The organism is Cohnella endophytica (assembly GCF_003628305.1).
Lineage (GTDB): Bacteria > Bacillota > Bacilli > Paenibacillales > Paenibacillaceae > Cohnella > Cohnella endophytica.
On record NZ_RBZM01000008.1, the window covers coordinates 225,217 to 242,661 of the forward strand.

Sequence of the window (17,445 nt, forward strand, 5' to 3'; positions counted from 1 at the left end):
CGGATTCACGAGATACGCTCAAAGGAGAGGCAAGGCTTAAGGTCGGCAATTTGTGATATGATAAACCTACTCGTTAAAGGGAAAATCATCAGGAAGTGACACCAAATGGAATTTTCTTGGAAAAAGAACTTGTACGTGTTATGGCTCGGAGTTTTTTTCTGCAGCGCGGCGTATTCGATCTCGATCCCGTTTATCCCTCTATTTCTGCATAACGAACTAGGGATCAACAACCATCTTGAAGCGTGGTCGGGCTTCGCATTCGGGATTACGTTCCTTGCTAGCGCACTCATATCGCCCTACTGGGGCTCGCTTGCCGACAAATACGGACGAAAGCCGATGCTCATCCGTTCGGGTTATAGCTTGGCCGCTTTGTACGTTCTCACTTACTTCATTCATGATCCGTATGTGTTCCTCATCCTGCGAGTGTTCCAGGGGCTGTTAGCCGGCTACGTTCCCGCATCCATCGCGCTCGTCGCGACCAACACCCCCGAGAAGCAGGCGGGGTACGCGCTTGGCATCATGGCGACGGCAGGTGCGACTGGCGGAATCATAGGACCCGTGATCGGAGGAGTCGTCAGCCATTACACGAGCAATCGGGAAGCTTTCCTGTTCTCTGCGGGAGTGGTGCTTGTCGCCGCATTGATCGCGACCTTCTTCGTTCACGAAACGAAATTCGACAGGACGGCGAAGCGTTCCCACGTTCGCGATGATCTCCGGACGGCATGGGGGAACAAAACTTTCGTTACCTTGCTAGGCCTCGTAGCGCTCAGCACGTTCTCCGTCATGCTTCTAGAGCCGCTTATTACCGTGTATGTCCTCCAACTCGGGACGGATAAGAGCAGTGCTTCGCTGCAATCGGGCTTGATCTTCTCGGCGGTAGGCATTGCCACGCTCATTGCCGCTCCTCAGTGGGGCAAGATCGGCGGCAGGATCGGATACGTCAAAGTTCTGATTATCGGATTGCTCGGCGGAGGCGTCGGCAACTTGCTTCAGTTTTTCGTTGGACATTACGCGGAATTCGGCATTCTTCGATTCATGTACGGATTGTTCTTCGCGGGAGTGTATCCGGCATTAAACGCCATGATCGTAAAGGTGACGGCGGCCGATTTCCGGGGACGCGCGTTCAGCCTGAACCAGTCGGCGACCCAGTTGGCAACGATGCTCGGTCCGATGCTCGGAGGCGTGCTGGGTGGATGGATTCCGATCCGGTGGGTGTTCATCGTGAACGGCTCCATGCTGATTTTATCCGCGCTTCTGCTTCTTAGGAAGCGTCACCTGGACGTCAATCCTCTTTCCGTGACCAAGTAGACATCTGTATTCTTTTATTTGTGAGAATCTTGGGATCGCTTTTTGTAATCATCTGAAAAGAGGTGTTATTTCAGCTGCTTCAAGGGGGGATTTTACTGAAAGTCATCGAAGGAACTTTCAACGGGGTAAACGGGACGCAGTTGTTCTATCGCAAAGCGTTTCAACGGGAATCGGCCAAAGGAATGGTCCTTGCCGTTCACGGACTTGGGGACCACAGCGGCGGTTTGCGGAACCTTTATGAAAAATGGGCGGAGAGCGGCTATATCGTGTATGCTCTTGACCTGCGCGGTCATGGGAGGAGTTTGGGTAAACGAGGGTTTATCCGGACTTGGGATGAGTTCCGGGGAGATCTTCATTCGCTCCGGGAGCTAGGCGCTTCCGAGACCCAAGGATTGCCGATCTATTTAGCGGGACACAGTCTTGGCGGGGTTATTAGCGCAGATTATGCTCTGCATCATGGCGAGGGAATCTCGGGGCTCGTATTGATCGCTCCTGCCATTTCCTATCGTCCGACCTTCTTTGAAAAATTTCTCCTCGCTTCATTAGGGAAGCTGAAGCCGGATTTGGCCATCCGAAAAAACGGGGACCCGGAAGGACTGACATTAGATCCTGAAATTCTGACTCGACTGACCTCCGATCCCTTACGGCACAATACCGTGACCCCGGGTCTTGGGCTTGGATTGATGCAAGCCGTATCTAGAATAATGAAACAATCAAGTGCCATTCAAATTCCTTTGCTATTGCAATACGGACTCGAAGATAAGCTGACTCCCCCCGCCAAGCTGCGGGAATTTTTCCATTCCGTTGGTTCCGGGGACAAACAAACGTTCGAATACGATGCCATGCGGCACCGCCCGTTTGACGATTTGGATCGGGAACGCTTTTTCGCGGACATGTTGAATTGGTTGGATCGGCATGTTGAGAGGCGCTGAAGTCCGGACAATTTTACGAGAATCGCTCCCTATCCTTTCTTTATAATTTCACCAAGAAACCCAACCTGAATAAGGCTGGGTTTTCGTTTTTGGTGCGTGAAGAAGATCAGTCTGCGTAGTTAAGTCTCTACTTTAATGAATGTCGCATTTGTTCTGAATGAAGTGGATTTGATTTTCTAGACGATTTTTGGTTTCATTCATTTCGGCCGAATGTTCATTGCCGTTTGCTGCGAGAAGTTGTTCTAATTCCTGCTTTAATTGATGAAGATCATCGCCCGCATTCGAGCAATCGTAATTGCTTTCCAACTCGTTAAGCAAGTTAAAGTCATCCTTTTTCAAGTTTATTTGTTTCCGGATTTATTGCTTTTCTTGTCAGAGGTTCGTGTTGTCGTGTTCTTGTTCGCGTGTCCTTGTTGTTTAGACATGTCTAAATCCCTCCTTCGTGCGAGCGATGCGTTTATTATTCGGAGAAGAAGTTCAAGTTATTCGTATGGCTCTTCGAGAGGGGGGAATCGAACAATAGCTAATTTCGAAGAAATTTCTGCTAAGAATCCAGCAGTATACATGTACGAACCGAGTAAAATGCGATAAAATAGTAACTATTATGTGATTTGTTTCACAAAACTTTCTTAAAGTGGCTTCATGACTTCATCCGAGGGAGGAAACAGAATGTCTGAAACATCTGTATTGAATGCTGAGCAGGGGTCTGCGGTAACCGAAGCGGCCGCGAAGTTGGATGTGCTGGATCAATTATTAAAACCGGAAGTACAGCAAGCGATTACCGTTCTGGTGGATCAATTGCCGAAGTTAGCCGAGATGATGTCCGTGCTGACGAATATCTACGATATCGCACAGAAGGTTACGAACGACCGCGTGCTAATCCAGGACATGGTCGGCGGAATCCAAGAAGTGCTTAAACCGGTTGGAGAGAAAGTCAAGGATTACGCATCCGCGGCTATCGAAGCCAGCGATCGCGCCGATAACAGCGATGCCACGATCGGCGTCTTCGGCATGATGAAATTGCTGAAAGATCCGGAATTGCAAAGAATGCTTCGCTTCAGCCAAGCTTACCTGAACATCTTGGGCGAGAGAAAACAAAACAACAAATAACGACGACCGATATATAGGCGAAGAACGGAGGAACATGGATGAGTAAAGAAATATTGATTCTCGGAGCCGGTTACGGCGGCTTGCTTAGCGCCCTGTCCGCAAGAGAGCATTTGTCGACCGCTGAAGCGAATATTACGGTCATTAACCGCGCAAGCACGCATCAGATCATTACGGAGCTTCACCGTCTAGCCGCAGGCAATGTATCCGAGAAAGCCGTTGCGCTGCCCCTGGAGAAATTGCTGAAAGGCAAACAAGTGAACATCGTCGTTGGAGAAGTGCAATCCATCGATCCGGAAGGAAAGAAAGTATCGCTGAACAACGGTTCATCATACCGTTACGATGCATTGGTGCTTGCGCTCGGAAGCGAAACGAATTATTTCGGCATTCCGGGACTGCAAGAGAATAGCTTGATCCTGAAATCCGTACTGGACGCGAATCGGATTTTTGCCCATGTCAAAGACCGTATCAAAGCGTACGCGACATCGAAAAATAAAGCAGACGCGACGTTCGTTATCGGCGGAGGCGGTCTGACCGGCGTCGAGCTGGTCGGCGAGCTGGCTGATGAATTGCCTGCGATCTGCCGCGAGAACGGCGTAGATTTCTCCGACATCTCGCTTCACTTGGTTGAAGCCATGCCGACGATTCTGCCGATGTTCTCGCCGGATCTTATTCAACGGGCCGTAACGAGCCTCGAGAAACGCGGCGTGGAATTCCTGACTAGCCTTCCGATCACGGAAGTCAAAGGCAATGTCGTTACTTTGAAAGACGGCCGTACGATCGAAGCGAACACGGTGGTCTGGACAGGCGGCGTTCAAGGCAATACGCTCGTAGCCAACTGCGGCATCGAAGTCAATCGCGGTCGCGCGACCGTTAACGAAGCGTTGCAATCGACTTCGCACCCGGACGTATACTTGGCAGGCGACTGCGCGGTCGTGTTCGGACCGGAAGGTCGTCCTTACCCGCCTACGGCTCAGTTAGCTTGGCAGATGGGCGAGCTGGTCGGCGCGAATATCGCCGCTTCTTTCAAAGGGATGAAAACGAACGGCTTCTCCCCTGTATTCTCCGGTACGCTAGCTAGCCTAGGCCGCAAAGACGGAATCGGCTCCGTCGGCGAAACGGGCATCGAGATGCGCGGACTCCCGGCATCGCTGATGAAGAAAGCGAGCAACGCCCGCTATCTGACCCACATCAACGGACTGTTTACGCTCGCTTACTAGGACAAGCTTAAGGCACGGACGAGAAGATAAACCAAGCAACCTTGGTTCGGCATAGGCCGGGCCGAGGTTGCTTTTTTATTGACCCAATGATTTGCAATCCCGCCAAGTCCTATGATAGAATTGGCTAACTTGAATTGAACGGAGGGTTACGTGTGATAGACTATATCCGAGTTAGATCTTTGCGCGGCTAATTGAATAGCGCCAAGTCTCTGCCCGCGTGCAGAGGACTCAGATTAAGTCTGTCCCATGTGACTTTAATATCGGAAGCGCAGAAGTTTACTCGCCGTCGCGGTGGGTTTCTTTTCGTCGATCCGCAGTCCTCTTTCCCGTACGCGTAACGCACAGGCCACGGCGCCCGTGTGTTTTTTTGTACCTTAAACCCGTCTGATCAAGAGGAGGAATCCCCCTATGGAACAACCGAACAACAAAGCCGTCATCGTCGGCGTTAACTTAAACGATCGGCCCGATTTTGCCTACTCGATGGAGGAACTTCGCAGTCTTGCGGATGCCTGCAATATCGAGGTGGTCGGAGAACTGACCCAGAATTTGTCCAAAATCAACAGCTCCCAATACCTCGGCACCGGCAAAATCGAGGAACTGTCCGCGCTTGCGGAAGGGTTGGAAGCGTCGACCGTTATTTTTAACGATGAGCTGTCCCCTTCGCAAATTCGCAATCTGGAGAGCTCGCTGCAGAAAAGGGTTATCGACCGCACGATTCTGATCCTCGATATTTTCGCGGAGCGGGCCAGAACGAGAGAGGCTCAATTGCAGGTGGAGGTCGCGAAGCTGCAATACATGCTCCCGAGGCTTGTTGGACTGCGGGAATCCCTTGGCCGTCAAGGCGGAGGTTCAGGGCTGAAGAACAAAGGCGCGGGGGAGACGAAGCTCGAGCTCGACCGCAGACGCATCGAAGAGAAAATCACGGTCCTTCAGCACGAACTCGAGAAGCTGGTCGCCCAGCGACAAGTGCAGCGCAAGCAACGCCTGAAGACGGGCGTGCCGGTCGTCTGTCTCGTCGGATACACCAATGCCGGCAAATCCAGCGTCATGAACGCGCTGTTGAATCGCTACATGCCGGATTCGAACAAACAAGTGCTGGCCAAGGATATGCTCTTCGCCACGCTCGAGACGTCGGTCCGCAGCATCGAACTGCCCGATAACAAGTCGTTCCTGCTCACGGATACCGTCGGTTTCGTCAGCCAGCTTCCGCATTATTTGGTTAAGGCGTTCCGCTCGACTCTCGAAGAGGTCGCCGAAGCCGATCTGCTCGTTCAGGTCGTAGACTACTCCAATCCGGAGTACAAACGGCTCATCGAAGTAACCAACTCCACGCTCAAGGATCTCGGAGCCGATCATATTCCGATGGTCTATGCGTATAACAAGACCGATCTGACCGACGAGCGGTATCCGCAGGTCGATGAAGAAAAGGTATACCTCTCCGTCAAGCAAGCTGCGGGACTGGAAGAGCTGATGACGCTCGTCAAGGAACGGATTTTCCAAGACTATATTCAGTGCGAAGTCATCATCCCGTTCGAAGAAGGCCGTCTGGTCGCTTATTTCAACGCCAACGCGCATATTCAGGCAACCGACTACGAGCCGAACGGTACACGCCTCACGATGGAGTGCAGGAAAGCGGACTACGAGAAATTCAAGCATTTGTTCGCGGAGCCGATCGCAGTGGAATAAATAATCGACAAGTTAGGACACCAGTGCTCGACGCCTGCAAGCAAATCCACGATCTTAGGGTCGTGGATTTTTTTTTGATGCGGAGCAACTTCTTTGGAAAATTCTTGACAGCCAGCGCTCCATCCGCTACTTTTTAAATAAAACGACCGGTCAGTCATTTTTATTCGATCATCGTCGATCCGAGGAGGAGGATTTCAAAATGCATTCGTTCCAAGACAAGTTAAACCAATATGCATCCCTCGCAATTGAAGTCGGAATTAACTTACAGCCAGGGCAATCGCTAGTCATAACGGCTCCCCTGATCTCGGCGGAATTCGTGCGCGGGGCGGTCAAGCGAGCCTATGAAGTCGGCGCCAAGCATGTCTATGTGGAATGGTTCGACGATGAGGTTAACCGGCTGAGATACGAGTTGGCTCCTGCCGAAGCCTTGAACGAATACCCCATGTGGAGGGCTAGAGGTTATGAGGAATTAGCGGACGATAATGCTGCTTTCCTATATGTCGTGGCTAGCAATCCGGATCTGATGAACGGGATCGATCCGAACCGGATCCAGATCGCGAGCAAAGCGGCCAATGCCGCGTTGCGGAAATTGACTTCCGCACGGCTATCGCAAAAAGTCAGTTGGTCGATTGTCGCTGTGCCTTCTCCCGCCTGGGCGGATAAGGTGTTTCCGTCGCTCTCTGAAGAAAAGAGAGTCGACGCCCTATGGAACGCCATCTTCGAAGCCACGAGGGTCGGCCGGGATCGCCCGATCGAAGCTTGGAGGGAGCATTCCGCCGCGCTGGGGACGAGAGCCGACATGCTTAATCAACGGCAATACAAGGCGCTGCATTATCGTTCCAAAGCCGGAACGGATATTACGGTAGAACTCCCGCATAACCATATCTGGGTCTCGGCCGGCAGCGTCAACAAAGAAGGCGACGTATTCATCTCGAACATGCCGACCGAGGAGGTATTCACTTCACCCGTGAGAACAGGGGTCCACGGAACCGTGAGGAGCACCAAACCCCTCAGTTACCAGGGCAATCTTATCGAGAACTTCTCTCTCGATTTCCAAGAGGGAAGGATCACGGATTTCCACGCGGAGAAAGGTTATGAATCCCTGAAGAGTCTGATCGAGATCGACGAAGGCTCCCGGTACTTAGGAGAGGTTGCATTGGTGCCGTATCATTCGCCGATTTCCGATACGGGTCTTATTTTCTATAACACCCTCTTCGATGAGAATGCTTCCTGCCATTTTGCGATCGGAAGAGCTTTCCCTTTCTGCTTGCAAGGCGGTACGGAGATGACCCAACGGGAACTGCAGGACCATGGGTTAAACGATAGCTTGACGCACGTCGACTTCATGATGGGCTCGGAAGATATGGACATCGACGGGATAAGGGAGAACGGGGAAAAGGAACCCGTGTTCCGCAACGGAAATTGGGCGTTCTGACTAGGAGGTAGGTGGCATGAATGTGACTGATCTTGTTCGTCATGCTAGGCTCGTTCAGGTGACTCGGGAGACTTTACCCGAAGTCCATGCGATGTGGCTCGAGGCCGCGGACTGGATGAAATCCCAAGGAATAAACCAGTGGATTGCTTCTCAGCTCACGTTGGAAGCCGTCGACTACTGTTATTCGATTGGCTACATGTTTATTGCGAAGAGCGACGGAGAATCGATCGGGACGTTCTTTCTCGTGAAGGCCGAACCTGATCTATGGGGAGACGAAGGGAATCAAGCCGATTGCGCTTATTTGCATCGCTTGGTCGTAAAGCGGGCTTATGCCGGTCTTGGACTGGGATATAGGCTTCTAGATTTGGCAGCGGAGCGATTGAGAGAGCAGAACCTGCAAGTGTTCCGGCTCGATTGCATGGCGGATAGCCCCAAACTGAACGAATTGTACCGGAAGGCCGGATTTACTTTTCGACGCAGAGTAGACGGAGACGGATGGAGCGCGAATCTTTACGAGAAGCCTTTGAACTAAGAGGAGAATGAGAAATGTCACCCAAAGTATCGCAAGCGTATAAGGAAGGCAAAAGGGCGGCCATTCTCGAAGGGGCGTTGCATTGTTTTACGGAAAAAGGATTCCAGGCAACGACCGTCGACGATATCGTACGTCATCTGGGAATCAGCAAAGGGGCCATTTACAGCTACTTCTCCAGCAAAGAAGAGATGTATATCGAGATGGCCGAAGACAAGATGGGCGCCATGGTCGATAGTTTAAGCGAGCAATTCAAGAGCATGCCGAGCGCTAAGGAACGAATTCTTTATCTGTTTGGCCGATTTCGCGGGCAGTCGCTTGGGGAATTGCGTCAATGGCTTTCGTTTCATCTAGAGTTCATGCTGTACGCCGCGCGCCAACCGAGGCTGACCGAGCGATGGACGCAGTATGCCGGCAAAGCAATAGCGTTCGTGCAACGAATTATAGAGACGGGCATGCAGACGGGAGAGCTCCGCGCCGATCTGGACGCCGCTCAAGCATCGCGACTGTTCTGGTCCGTCAGGGACGGATTGGCTCTGCAATATTTGCTTGCCGGAGCGGATACCGAATACGGACAAGCGATCGACGAATCGGAAAAAATGGTATTCCGCTATATCCTCGGAGGTGACGGTTCATGATTTTCTACAAACGATTAAGCGAGTTGACGATGGAAGAAACGGTGGCGCTATGGAATAAGGGATTCGAAGGTTACTTCGTCAATATCGAATTGAGTATGGAGAAGTTCTTGGCCAGGTCCGTGGGCGAAGGTCTTTCCCTGGAACATTCCTTGGCGGCGTATGAGGAAGGGCATCCGCACCCGGTCGGAATCGTGATGAACGGCTTCCGTGTTCTCGAAGGAAAGAAAGTGGCCTGGAACGGCGGGACCGGCATTGCTCCCGATTATAGAGGCAAAGGAATCGGCAAGCTGCTCATGGAAAGGAACCTGCAGCTCTATCGCGAACAGGGAGTGGACATCGCGTTGCTGGAAGCGATCCTCCAGAATGAGCGCGCGATTAAGCTGTATCAGAGCATCGGTTATCGCGTAACGGAAAATCTCGTAGGCATGCAACATACGGGGATACTGGATGCAGGCCAATTGCAGCCGACCTTCCCTCACCGTTACGCGATGACAAGGGGGTTGCCGCCGGAGGTCAGAAACCTGCCTTTCTATCGGTATTTTTCAGCTTGGCAGACGCAGTGGGCCAGCATGAAGGACGGGGAGAGCCTCATCATATCCGATGGTAATGAAGCGGTGGGTTATGCGTTGTTCAAACGGGTCTTCGGAGAAGACGGGGGGCTGGCAACGATCGCGCTCTATCAATGCGAAGCGATGCCGGGACGAACGGATACGGCGGAAATCCTCAAAGCGGCCTTGCGCGAAGTCTATGCGCCATCCGCGCTTTCCATAAAGCGGTTAGCAGTCAATATTAGGGCCTCCAATAAGGAACTCATCGATTTGTTATCGGGTTTGGGATTTGCCTCGTACGTGGAGCAGGTTCATATGGAGCTGGTTGTTCAAATTTAAGGATAATCGGAATAAAGGCAGTCATGGACGAGAAACAAATGTTCTAGACTGCCTTTGATGTTTATTGAAAACTTAGTCCACGTCCTGTTTCTCGCACAATCTTATAGAAGACTCCGCTCTTTTATTTTCAAACTACTATCGTCGGCTTCATTTCACCTTAACTACCCACTCCGAATGGATGTAAATGTGCAGGCTTCGTCGCCCGGGTCAGGCGTGGTCTTGGAAAAGCCTGCAAGTATGCAGGTGCTGACCGAAGAAATCGCGATCTCCCTTAAGTTCGGGCTAGAAAGCTGCGCATTTGCAGGTATTTTGATCATACGGAATAGAAGGGGCGACAATTCCTGCTCATTAGCAGGAATTAATGAAATCGAGCGTACCGACTTCCGCAACTAAGCATTGTACGAACCCTTTTATCGAATCGTCATAACCGCTCTAACCCCCGTGCTTGTTGCGATAGCAACCAAACCGACTCTCCGCCCTACCGCTGAGAGTCTTTTCTTTGTTTTCCAAAGGAACTTTGGCGCTTCCTGTCGAACATGTTACGGATCGGATTCAAAAAGGAGGCGGCGGTCGTGGACATCAGAAACTCGATGTCGTTGTTGCTCTTTCTCGCGACGGCGCTGATGGGGTTCGTGTCTTACTTGTCATACCGGAAGCGTCACTTACGCGTTTCCCGGACGATGATCTTCGTGATGCTGGCGGCAGCATTTTACTCTTTCGGATACGCGTTCGAAATTCTGAGCACTACATTGCGGGGTACGAGAATCGCCCTCCAGATCGAATATATCGGCATTCCGTTCGTAACGGCGTTCTGGCTGCTGTTAGTCATTCAATTTACCGGCGGAGCGGCGGCTCGGCTCCGAAAAAGGTACCTGATCTTGCTTTTCGTCATACCGGTCATCACCTTTCTCTCCCACCTCACCAATGAGTGGCATCATCTCTTCTATAGAGAGTACGTGTTGAGCGAGAGCGACGGGGATCCGATCTATATGACGATTAAAGGTCCGCTGTACCGGTTGCACGGATTTTACAACTATCTCGTTCTGATCTTCGGCACCGTATTGTTCGTCCCCATGTACTTGCGTTCGTTGCCCGTGGTGCGCAAACAGATCCTCATCCTCATTCTGGGCGCGATGGCTCCCTTGCTCTTTAATTTTGCGTATCTGTTCGATCGGACCATCGATTATACGCCATTCGGCTTCGCGGTGTCGGGCCTCGCGTATGTATGGGGAATTTTCCGGTTCGACCTGCTCCGCTTGACGCCGCTTGCATTTGCCAAAGTATTCGAAACGATCGGAGACGGCGTCGTCCTGCTCGATTACGAAGGCAGGATCGTAAGCTACAACGGGGCTGCGGAGAAGGTGTTTCCAGAGCTTTCCTCGGCTCCGAGCCCCGCATACGGCAAGGATGTTCTGTCGGGTCACCCGGATTTGCTAAGACGGATCGATGTGTCGAACACTCGGGATGAACGCTTCCCGTTCAGTCGTTCACATGCCGACCGGGACAGGCATTACATTTGCAGTTTATCCTTTATTTACGAGAACGGAGGAATAACGCCTGTCGGTAAAATAATGATGTTCAACGAGATCACGGAGCTAAAGGAGAACGAGGAACGGTTACGCGAGAACGCCCGTCAACTATCCCAACTGAACGCGTTCAAGGATAAGCTGTTCACTGTCATGGCTCATGACATACGCGATCCGATCGCGCTCCTGGTCAGCTTGACCGAGCTGCTGGAAGAAGAGCCGACGGATACCGACATCGCGCAGGCTGAAGTGTTTCACGAAATCAAACGGCAAGTGAGCGGCACGTTCCATCTCGTCGACAATCTGCTGGACTGGTATCGCAGCCAGAACGGTAAAATCGCTTTTCGGCCATCGGCGTGGAATGTACAACAGGTCGTCAGGCAAGCTCTGTCCCTTGCGGGCGCCAGAGCGGGAATGAAGCAAATCCGCATGACGGAGCATATTGACGAGACGCTGGCGGTGAACGCGGACAAGGAGATGTTGGATCTTATTCTCCGCAACTTGCTTTCGAACGCCATTAAATATACGGACGTGGGAGGAATAATCGAGATCGGAGCATCCCGGGAAGGGAGTCTGGTCAAAGTATCCGTGAGAGACAACGGGAGAGGGATCGACGAGGAGACGGCCAAGGCACTGCGGCAAGAAGAAATGTTCTTCAAGGAGCCGCGCTTCGAGAATGGGGGGGACGGCGGCGAGATGAGGTTCGGACTGGTGCTGACCCGCGAGTTCCTCCGTATTCACGGGGGCGGTCTTCAATTCGAGAGCGAACCCGGACAGGGGACGACATTCTTATTCACGTTACCCGGCGCGCTAGGCGGCGGGGGAACGAACGAAAGCGAACGAACGGCGGTGAAAGTATATGAAAGTCATATTGGTTGACGATGAGCCGGTCATGCACTTGATCATGCGTAAAATGCTCGTCAAATATCCCGAACTGCAGATAGTGGGTACTTTCCCGGATACGCATGCCGCGGCGACGTTCCTGAGCGACAATGCCGACGTCGAGCTGGCGTTCGTGGACATCTCCATGCCGGGAGACAGCGGGCTGACGTTCGCGGCCAAGCTGGACAATGCGGGTAGCAAGACTCAGATCGTGTTCGTCACCTCTCACAAGGATTTCGCCTTGGAAGCGTACGAGCTGTCGGTGCTCGACTACTTGGTGAAGCCGGTGACGCAGGAACGACTGGAACGGACGATCCAACGCGCGTTGGCGAACCGCAAATCCGAGCGTTCGGCGCATGCGGAGAACTCGACTGCTCGGGAGACGAATGGCGGAATAAGCATTGCCACGTTAGGCGACTTTTTCGTGCGAAACGGCACGGGGCGCGTGAAATGGATCTCAAGCAAAAGCGCGGAGTTATTCGCCTATTTGCTCATAAATCGAGGCAGATGGATATCCCGTTCGCGACTTATCGCGGATATATTCGCGGGGATGATCGACATAAACGCGGACAAATACTTGAACACGACCGTCTATCAACTGCGCAAATCGTTGGAGCCTCTAGGGCTGCGGGAGTCGGTTCGCTCGGAGAACGACGGTTACGCGTTGGAACTGGACGGAGCCGTTATCGATTACGAGGAATTCGAGCTGCGATCTGGGAAACTAGGGAGCATCGAAGCCGACGACGTCGAAGAAGCGCTGGAAGTAGAAAGGCTGTATACCGGAGATTTGTTCGGCAGCAAGGCATACGTATGGGCCATCCATGAGACGGAACGCCTGGTCGAGCGGTATGTTTCTTTCGTCAAAAGATTAGCAGAGACCCTCCTGGCCCTTCGGAACGGACCCGCAGCGTCGAAGCTTCTGCTGAAGCTGCATGCCCGTTACCCACTCGACGAATCGGTCGTCGGCTTGCTCATGAAGCTGCGCGCGCAGGACGGCGACAAGAAAGGTTTAACTGCCCAGTATACAGACTATGTCAAACTCTTGAGCAGAGAACTTGGCATTCGTCCGTCTAAGGGGCTGCTTCTGCTCTATGATTCGCTAGTTAGCAGTCTTTCCGAAGAGGTTAAGTAACTTTTTATTGGAGATGAGCGAATATGACGAAAGAATACACCAAAGCGGGGGATCCCGTATATCGATACGACGCCAAGGATTCCGAGTGGACACCGCCGACTTATGGAGAAGAAGGCTGGAGCGAGAAAATCGAAGAGCATTTCGAGAAGCATTACGGAACCGTGGAGACCGTTCTTCATGAAATCATGTCGGACTTGATTCATGTCGATGTCCATCATATTAAACCGACGGAACGTCATCCCTACCATGTCTTGTTCACGACGGGGATGAGTTACCTGCCCATGAATGCGCCAGAGGGGAGGGAGGATTACAGATTTGCGGAGTTGATGGTATGTTTGCCATCGGATTGGCCGATATCGGATGCTGCTTTCGAGAATCCCGATCATTATTGGCCTGTCTATTGGTTGAAAATGCTGGCCAGACTTCCTCACGAACATGATACGTGGCTAGGGCAGGGACATACGATTCCTAACGGAGATCCAGCGGAACCCCTCTCCGGCGCAACGAATCTGAACGGAATCATTCTACTTCCTCCTATTCGTGTCAGCCAAGAATTCCATACGTTACAAATAGACGAAGAGCGTTGCGTTCATTTTTACTGCCTTGTTCCCCTTTTCGGCGAGGAAATGCAATTCAAGCTAGACGAAGGCTCCGACGCGCTTTTGGATAAGTTCGATAAATATCAATTGAATGAAGTAGTGGACTTGAAAAGAAAGAATACTTGCAAGCGCTCGTTCTTTTCGAGGTGGAGGAGTTAGTTTAATCCCCAACCCCATACCGACCAAGAGCCTTCGCCGCTGACTCCCGCATGCGACGCTTAAGATGCTCGCCTTCCACGATCTTCACCCGCAGCCCGAGAAACCGGACTTTGGACAATAAAAACTCGCTTTCGTCCGACTGGCAGGTCACATGGATTCGGTACAGGTTCGACTCTTCGTCGTAGCTTACGGTTTTCTCGAAGCAGGAGAAGGAGTACAGAATCCGCGACAGCTCGGCATTGTACGTCCGGTTAACCTCGATGACGGCCTGCTCCTTGCGCTTATCCAGCAAGTCCACAATTTCGTCCTTAATGACATTAGCTCGATCGGCGGCTATTTCTAACTCTTCAACAGCCACGACATTTTGCAGCTTCGTGGACATGAGCGCATGCTGTCGAGTGTTGTACCAGAGCAGGTACCATTCCCGCTTCACCATCGAGTATTCCAGCTTGTAGGGGAGGCCGGATTGGTTCGTCTTCACGCCGCCATGCTTGATGCGATAAGTTAGACGAATGCCTTCGCGGCGCATGATGATTCGGCGGAGCACGCGAAGAAGCGGATGGTACACTTGCCTTTCCCGGCTCTTGGCTTTCTCTACGATGATCTCGCGGATGTCGGTCGAAGCTTCGTCAACCAGCAATTGACGGAGCCTGTTCAGCGTCCCCGAATCAAAGGCTTCAGCCGAAGCCGAATGCTCGAGCATCGTTCTGAGCCACGATCGTTCCTGCGAAGTCAAAGCGAAGGATCCCGTTTCATCGAGGCGGGAGATGACTTGGTAGTTAAATATTTTCTCGAATGGATTCATAGTAACCCTGAATCTCCTTCCACTCCGCGATGAACTCCTTGCGAAGCCAAGCAGGCTCCAATACCTCGCAGCTAGAGCCGAAGCTTCGCAGCCACGGTTTGATTTCGTATATCCCGTTAACCGTGATCTCGAATAAGAAAGTCGTATCCGATTCCTCCGTGATCGTTCCCCATTGTCCCTGAGCCTCGACCCTCTCACGAACGAAATTCGCTCCGGATCGGTCCGGGTTATAGAAGCGAACGGCTACCTTCAAAGGCCTGAGCGTGTCCGTGACCCAGCTGTATTTCATCTGCTCTTCGATTTTATCGAGCTTCTGAACGAATTCTTCTTCCGGAACGGACTCTCCCTCTTCGATCTGAGTAAGGCCCTCCATGCGGAATTTCATCGTTCCTTGCCTCGCGTTATGCCCGACAAGATACCATCTCCCGTACTGATGGTCATACACGACGCGAAGAGGAAGCAGCGTCTCCGTAATGCCTTCCGTTTCCCGCTCGAACAAGGGATTCGTATTCTGCGAGGCATAGCTCTTGGCCCTCTTAGGGGACAAGTAGAGGAAGCGAAGCTTTTTCCGCTGGCGAATCGCCCTGAAAATCGTGTACAAATGCGCTTCGTCCAAAATGCGCGAATGGTAGTGGTACTTGTAGAGATGGGTGTCGGCGACATCCGGGTTATAGTCCCGTTTCCGCAACGCTTTCTTAAGCGTATCCCGGAGCAGATAACCCTGAACGGAAGGGACTTGCGTATTGGCCATAACGTCGACGTAGTCGTAGAGATCCATCAGCTCTTCGTCGGACAGTTGATCGATCAGATCGTTCGCGGCTTTGTACCGATAGGGACGTCCCCCGGCGCAACGGATAATTACGCCGACTTCTTCCAAGTACTTGAGGTCGCCGCGAACGGTTTTCTCGTCGGGACACGGATAATCCACTGGCATCGTCTCGTTGCACCTATCCAACGTTTCTTTCGCGGTTAACTCTTCACCTTGCAAGGCGCCCAATATGATGGATAGTCGCACGCTCTCGGACTCTTTAAGCGATTTCGCCCGGAAAAGGAAAAGCAACAACGGATCGGCCGACTCGTAGTGATTGTAACGAAGGCCTTCCGAAAGCTCGACGCCCTGTTCCAAGGGGAGGCGCTGCTGGTGGGTGCTCATCATTTCTTTAAGATATCGCAATGTTTTATCGTAAGTATGAACGGAGATTCCTAAGCGCGCGGCGAACTGTTGCCTGCTGTATGCTCCGCCGGCAAGCGATAGCAAACGCAGGAATTGAATTTCCTTATCAAAGCTTTCCCGAGCCACGCTTGTTCCCCCAACTCTGTCGCGAACTAGTATGCCTTCTATTGTAACAAGCTTGGATGTTGGAGAAAATGGTAATATTTTTAACCGTCGCCATACTTTCACCCTGTTCGCAAGCCGCATATTCGGCGAAAATCAGGTTGTGAAGATCACCGTTATTTATGGAAGTTAATGGTTGACGTTGTTGAGTAAACGGTGTTAGGATAAGCAACAATACATTCCAATGAAAAGAGGTGCAGGAGCATGCTAGAGATGAATCGAATCGAGAGAACGAGCAAACCGGCTCATGAAGAACATCCGATTAGCATTCAGCGTTTAGAGAAGCACGACTCCTGTATCCAATCTCATACCGGCATTCTTTGCAGACGCAGGTACCCTTCGGTCCGTCGGTTGTGTCATACAACTTGACCCGGCGATAGGTTCCAATAGAAGCGTACTCGCAAAGACTGCTGATGCTCAGCGGTCTTTTTCTATGGCTGATTAGCCGTGGGGAAGGACATGGGCAGAGGGAGTCTTTTTTGATCCCTTCCAAAGTACATATTGCAATATCCGTTTCAAGAATATAACCGAGAGAGGTGATTAGGATGACAAAAAATAAGCAGCGGCATATTCGGATGGCTCCGCGGGAGAAACATCGGGAGACGATTGTTCAGGATAGCCGATTCGCGAAAGAGAGGTTTGGTCTGCCGGAATACCGGAATGGACGTCCTTTACCACCCGATGGGTGAAGAGGAGTCGCCTCCTTACGTGAATCGAGCTATCCGGAGTCCGGAAATTTCCTTCCCTGCAATCGAGCAGGGGGAGACGCCGGCTGACGGATAGCTTTTATTATTTAATGGCATGGAGATCATGGCGAAAAGGCGAACGCGGCGGACTGTGAATCCGCAAGTACCAGTTCGAGTCTGGTTGGTCTCCCCAATACTTCTAACCATGGATGGGCGTTATCAAATAGGTTGCCTGAACGGGCGGCCGACAGATCGGCGGGACATTCCTGCTCCTATCCTCCATCGGGACGTAGCTCAGCTTGGCTAGAGCGCTTGCCTTGGAAGCAAGAGGCCGCAGGTTCGAATCCTGCCGTTCCGACCACCTGGCGTGGTGGTGAAACTGGAGAACACACGGGCCTTTCACGTCCGGATTTGCGGGTTCGAGCCCCGTCCACGTCGCCAAACAGGGACATAGTTCAGCAGGTAGAACACTCGACTGATATTCGAGAGGCGGCCGGTTCGATTCCGGCTGTCCCTACCAAAATTTGTTGAAATAATTGTCGCTCGTCATACTTCCGCCATGTTCGGAAGGCCGGGAT

General features: G+C 52.0%; 15 protein-coding genes and 4 tRNA genes. 16 read left to right on the plus strand and 3 right to left on the minus strand.

Annotated elements, in window-relative coordinates:
• Positions 1 to 105: 105 nt before the first annotated feature.
• On the plus strand, positions 106 to 1,308 hold the full coding sequence (locus D7Z26_RS19160; protein ID WP_120978629.1) for an MFS transporter: 1,203 nt from the start codon (positions 106 to 108) through the stop codon (positions 1,306 to 1,308).
• 62 nt (positions 1,309 to 1,370) lie between these two features.
• A complete protein-coding gene (locus tag D7Z26_RS19165; RefSeq protein WP_120978630.1) occupies positions 1,371 to 2,240 on the plus strand; it encodes an alpha/beta hydrolase in 870 nt (289 codons plus the stop codon).
• A 132-nt stretch (positions 2,241 to 2,372) separates the two neighbouring features.
• On the opposite strand, the gene D7Z26_RS19170 is transcribed toward D7Z26_RS19165, so the two are convergent.
• Positions 2,373 to 2,558 (minus strand): DUF2524 domain-containing protein, encoded by a 186-nt coding sequence (locus D7Z26_RS19170; RefSeq protein ID WP_120978842.1) that lies wholly within the window; start codon positions 2,556 to 2,558, stop codon positions 2,373 to 2,375.
• A gap of 351 nt (positions 2,559 to 2,909) precedes the next feature.
• On the opposite strand from D7Z26_RS19170, the gene D7Z26_RS19175 reads away from it, so the two are divergent.
• From D7Z26_RS19175 to D7Z26_RS19225, 10 genes are all read left to right on the plus strand, one after another.
• Positions 2,910 to 3,350: a DUF1641 domain-containing protein gene (locus D7Z26_RS19175; RefSeq protein ID WP_120978631.1), complete on the plus strand. Its 441-nt coding sequence runs from the start codon at positions 2,910 to 2,912 to the stop codon at positions 3,348 to 3,350.
• 38 nt (positions 3,351 to 3,388) lie between these two features.
• Positions 3,389 to 4,567, plus strand: a complete 1,179-nt coding sequence (locus D7Z26_RS19180) for an NAD(P)/FAD-dependent oxidoreductase (RefSeq protein WP_120978632.1) — start codon at positions 3,389 to 3,391, stop codon at positions 4,565 to 4,567.
• A 408-nt stretch (positions 4,568 to 4,975) separates the two neighbouring features.
• Positions 4,976 to 6,253 carry a GTPase HflX gene (gene hflX, locus D7Z26_RS19185; RefSeq protein WP_120978633.1) on the plus strand — a complete coding sequence of 426 codons (1,278 nt, stop codon included), beginning with the start codon at positions 4,976 to 4,978 and terminating at the stop codon, positions 6,251 to 6,253.
• 199 nt (positions 6,254 to 6,452) lie between these two features.
• Positions 6,453 to 7,688: an aminopeptidase gene (locus D7Z26_RS19190; RefSeq protein WP_120978634.1), complete on the plus strand. Its 1,236-nt coding sequence runs from the start codon at positions 6,453 to 6,455 to the stop codon at positions 7,686 to 7,688.
• Between the two features lie 16 nt (positions 7,689 to 7,704).
• On the plus strand, positions 7,705 to 8,220 hold the full coding sequence (locus D7Z26_RS19195) for a GNAT family N-acetyltransferase (RefSeq protein ID WP_120978635.1): 516 nt from the start codon (positions 7,705 to 7,707) through the stop codon (positions 8,218 to 8,220).
• 14 nt (positions 8,221 to 8,234) lie between these two features.
• Positions 8,235 to 8,855 carry a TetR/AcrR family transcriptional regulator gene (locus tag D7Z26_RS19200; protein WP_120978636.1) on the plus strand — a complete coding sequence of 207 codons (621 nt, stop codon included), beginning with the start codon at positions 8,235 to 8,237 and terminating at the stop codon, positions 8,853 to 8,855.
• Positions 8,852 to 9,742, plus strand: a complete 891-nt coding sequence (locus D7Z26_RS19205) for a GNAT family N-acetyltransferase (protein WP_120978637.1) — start codon at positions 8,852 to 8,854, stop codon at positions 9,740 to 9,742. The genes D7Z26_RS19200 and D7Z26_RS19205 overlap by 4 nt, the downstream gene beginning before the upstream one ends.
• Positions 9,743 to 10,314: 572 nt before the next feature.
• The gene (locus tag D7Z26_RS19215; protein ID WP_158602375.1) at positions 10,315 to 12,147 is read left to right on the plus strand and encodes a sensor histidine kinase; all 1,833 of its coding nucleotides are present in this window, start codon (positions 10,315 to 10,317) and stop codon (positions 12,145 to 12,147) included.
• Complete coding sequence (locus D7Z26_RS19220) at positions 12,128 to 13,282, plus strand: response regulator (protein ID WP_120978640.1); 1,155 nt, start codon at positions 12,128 to 12,130, stop codon at positions 13,280 to 13,282. Before D7Z26_RS19215 ends, D7Z26_RS19220 begins: the two co-directional genes overlap by 20 nt.
• A 23-nt stretch (positions 13,283 to 13,305) precedes the next feature.
• On the plus strand, positions 13,306 to 14,040 hold the full coding sequence (locus D7Z26_RS19225) for a suppressor of fused domain protein (protein ID WP_120978641.1): 735 nt from the start codon (positions 13,306 to 13,308) through the stop codon (positions 14,038 to 14,040).
• A gap of 1 nt (position 14,041) precedes the next feature.
• Here the strand turns inward: D7Z26_RS19225 and D7Z26_RS19230 are convergent, their stop codons facing one another.
• Complete coding sequence (locus tag D7Z26_RS19230) at positions 14,042 to 14,845, minus strand: WYL domain-containing protein (protein WP_120978642.1); 804 nt, start codon at positions 14,843 to 14,845, stop codon at positions 14,042 to 14,044.
• Entirely contained in the window at positions 14,820 to 16,145 is a 1,326-nt protein-coding gene (locus D7Z26_RS19235; RefSeq protein WP_120978643.1) for a helix-turn-helix transcriptional regulator, read from the minus strand. The genes D7Z26_RS19230 and D7Z26_RS19235 overlap by 26 nt, the downstream gene beginning before the upstream one ends.
• An 840-nt stretch (positions 16,146 to 16,985) precedes the next feature.
• On the opposite strand from D7Z26_RS19235, the gene D7Z26_RS19240 reads away from it, so the two are divergent.
• The 4 genes from D7Z26_RS19240 (at position 16,986) to D7Z26_RS19255 (ending at position 17,387) form a co-directional block, all read left to right on the plus strand.
• A tRNA-His gene (locus tag D7Z26_RS19240) sits at positions 16,986 to 17,060 on the plus strand.
• A gap of 90 nt (positions 17,061 to 17,150) precedes the next feature.
• Positions 17,151 to 17,228: transfer RNA gene (locus D7Z26_RS19245), tRNA-Pro, on the plus strand.
• 3 nt (positions 17,229 to 17,231) lie between these two features.
• A tRNA-Glu gene (locus D7Z26_RS19250) sits at positions 17,232 to 17,308 on the plus strand.
• Positions 17,309 to 17,311: 3 nt separating this feature from the next.
• Positions 17,312 to 17,387, plus strand: a tRNA-Ile gene (locus D7Z26_RS19255).
• The last annotated feature ends 58 nt before the right edge of the window (positions 17,388 to 17,445 follow it).